At 72.8% G+C, this 2820-nt stretch carries 3 protein-coding genes; all 3 read left to right on the top strand.

Annotated elements, in window-relative coordinates:
- The first annotated feature begins 395 nt into the window (after positions 1-395).
- The 3 genes from xseA to ACFV88_RS33790 all read left to right on the top strand — a co-directional run bounded on the left by xseA (position 396) and on the right by ACFV88_RS33790 (position 2756).
- Complete coding sequence (gene xseA, locus ACFV88_RS33800; protein ID WP_385495971.1) at positions 396-1628, top strand: exodeoxyribonuclease VII large subunit; 1233 nt, start codon at positions 396-398, stop codon at positions 1626-1628.
- Positions 1625-1846, top strand: a complete 222-nt coding sequence (locus ACFV88_RS33795; RefSeq protein WP_385495969.1) for an exodeoxyribonuclease VII small subunit — start codon at positions 1625-1627, stop codon at positions 1844-1846. Before xseA ends, ACFV88_RS33795 begins: the two co-directional genes overlap by 4 nt.
- A gap of 319 nt (positions 1847-2165) precedes the next feature.
- Positions 2166-2756, top strand: a complete 591-nt coding sequence (locus ACFV88_RS33790) for a malonic semialdehyde reductase (protein ID WP_385495968.1) — start codon at positions 2166-2168, stop codon at positions 2754-2756.
- Positions 2757-2820: the final 64 nt, after the last annotated feature.

The raw sequence follows: 2820 nt of genomic DNA, 5'->3' as shown, positions 1-2820 counted from the left end.
CCTTAACGGTGCGCCCCGACCCGCGTGCGCCGATCCCGTGCAGGTACGCGGTGGGTTTGCGCAGTTCCCCGCGCCCCTTAACGGTGCGCCCCGACCCGCGTGCGCTGGTGCCGTGCAGGTGCGCTGTGGGTTTGCGCAGTTCCTCGCGCCCCTATCGGGGCGCGGGTCCTGAGGGACGCCCCGGCTGGCGTCGGTGGTGCCGTGTGGGTGCGGGCTGGGCGTTCCGTTGGGTGCCTCGACCGCCGGGCCGCGCCGGGCGGTCAGGGGGGCGCCCCGTCAGGGGCGCGAGGAACTGCGCGAGCAACCCCCACCCACCCGCAGGGGGACGACGAACCCCCGGAAGGCCCCCCAGACCGCGCACCCCACTGTCAGTGGGTGCCGCTACGCTCGGGCGCATGGCTGTCACCACGTCCGCGGAGAACCCGCTACCCGTCGGCGACGTTTCGCGCCTGATCGGCGGGTGGATCGACCGACTGGGCGCGGTCTGGGTCGAGGGGCAGATCACCCAGATCTCGCGCCGGCCGGGCGCCGGAGTGGTGTTCCTGACCCTGCGGGACGCGTCGCACGACATCTCGGTCGGCGTCACCTGTTACCGCCAGGTCTTCGACGCGGTCGCGGACGTCGTCTCCGAGGGCGCGCGCGTGGTGCTGTCGGCCAAGCCGGAGTGGTACGCGCCCCGCGGCCAGCTGTCGCTGCGGGCCACCGAGATACGGCCGGTCGGCGTGGGCGAACTGCTCGTCCGGCTCGAACGGCTACGGAAGTCGCTGACGGCCGAGGGCCTGTTCGCCGCCGAGCGCAAGCGTCCGCTGCCCTTCCTTCCGCAGCTCGTCGGGCTGGTGTGCGGGCGGGCTTCGGCCGCGGAGCGCGACGTGCTGGAGAACGCCCGGCACCGCTGGCCGGCCGTCCGCTTCGAGGTGCGCAACGTACCCGTCCAGGGCGTGCACGCGGTGCCCGCGGTCGTGGAAGCGGTCAAGGAGTTGGACGGCCTGCCCGAGGTCGACGTGATCATCGTGGCGCGGGGCGGCGGCAGCGTGGAGGACCTGCTGCCGTTCTCGGACGAACAACTGGTCCGGACGGTCGCCGAGTGCCGCACCCCGGTGGTGTCGGCGATCGGACACGAGCCGGACCAACCGCTGCTCGACCTGGTCGCCGATCTACGGGCGTCCACGCCGACGGACGCGGCGAAGAAGGTCGTCCCCGACGTGGGCGAGGAGCTGGAACGGGTCCGGATGCTGCGGGACCGGGCGCGCCGCGCGGTCGGTGCCTTCGTCGAACGTGAGGAGCGGGGTCTCGCCCATGCGCTGCGCCGCCCGGTGATGGAGGACCCGTACCGCATGGTCGAGGAGCGGGCCGAGCAGGTCAGCGCCCTGGTGGACCGGGCGCGGCGCACCCTGGGGCACCATCTGGACCGCGGCCTGTCCGAGCTGACGCACACCCATGCGCGGGTGGTGGCCCTCTCCCCCGCGGCGACGCTCCAGCGGGGGTACGCGGTGCTCCAGCGGGACGACGGCCATGTGGTGCGGGCGCCCGAGGAGGCGCCCGAGGGCTCGGTGCTGCGCGCCAGGGTCGCCGAGGGGGAGTTCTCCGTCCGGGTGGCGGACGGATCGACGCATAAGGTGGGGTCATGAGCGGGACGGACGGGGCCGGGCCGGGGTACGAGCAGGCCCGTGACGAGTTGATCGAGGTGGTGCGCCGCCTGGAGACGGGTGGCATCCCGCTGGAGGAGTCCCTGGCGCTGTGGGAGCGGGGCGAGGAGCTGGCCAAGGTGTGTCGGCGCTGGCTGGAGGGGGCACGGGCCCGGTTGGACGCCGCGTTGGCCGACGAGGACGCCTCCGCGTCGTCCTGATCCCGATCCTGATGGTCATGTTTCGGTCGCTTCGGTTCGCCGTCCGCCCCGGGTAGGGCTCACCCCCGGGGCGCCTCCCTCCCTACCCGCACGCCCCACTCACACGCCCTGCGTACACGCCCTGCCCGCGCCCGCACGCCCCGCCCGTGCCCGCGCGTACGGCCCACCCGCACGTCACCGACCGCCCCCGCGGGACGGCGTTCGTTGGCCGATCCCGACTCCATTTGTTGAATGTTCAATCGAATAGGGGTTACGCTGTTCTTCGCACGTTCGGAGGGCTCGCCCCACGCGGACCCCACCCCCGCACACGAAGGTATTCATGTCTCTCGTACTGGACCCCACCGCTCAGGACCTCCTCTTCCGCGAGGCCCGCACCGCGAACTCCTTCACCGACGAGCCGGTGACCGAGGAGCAGGTGCAGGCCATCTACGACCTGGTGAAGTTCGGCCCGACGGCGTTCAACCAGTCCCCGCTCCGGGTGACGCTCGTCCGCTCCCCCGAGGCCCGCGCCCGCCTGGTCGCCCACATGTCGCAGGGCAACCAGGCCAAGACCGGCACCGCCCCGCTGGTGGCGATCCTCTCCGCGGACAACGAGTTCCACGAGGAGCTGCCCGAGCTGTTCCCGCGCTTCCCGCAGGCCAAGGACGCGTTCTTCGCGGAGCGTCCGGTGCGCGAGAGCAGCGCCGGGATGAACGGCGCCCTCCAGGCCGCGTACTTCATCATCGGCGTCCGGGCCGCCGGCCTCGCCGCCGGCCCGATGTCGGGCTTCGACTCCGCGGGCATCCAGAAGGAGTTCCTGGACGTCGACCACACCCCGCTGATGGTGGTCAACATCGGCAAGCCGGGCGACGACGCCTGGTCCCCGCGTTCCCCGCGCCTCGACTTCGAGCAGGTCGTCACCACCGTCTGAGCCGACGGACGCGCAGCGCGGCGCACGTACGTAGGCGAGTGGGGCCCGGCACAGGTGCCGGGCC

Source organism: Streptomyces sp. NPDC059816, assembly GCF_042732055.1.
In the GTDB taxonomy this organism is placed as follows: Bacteria; Actinomycetota; Actinomycetes; order Streptomycetales; family Streptomycetaceae; genus Streptomyces.
Note: the sequence above shows the minus strand (reverse complement) of the source record. Positions and strands in the feature narration are given on the sequence as shown.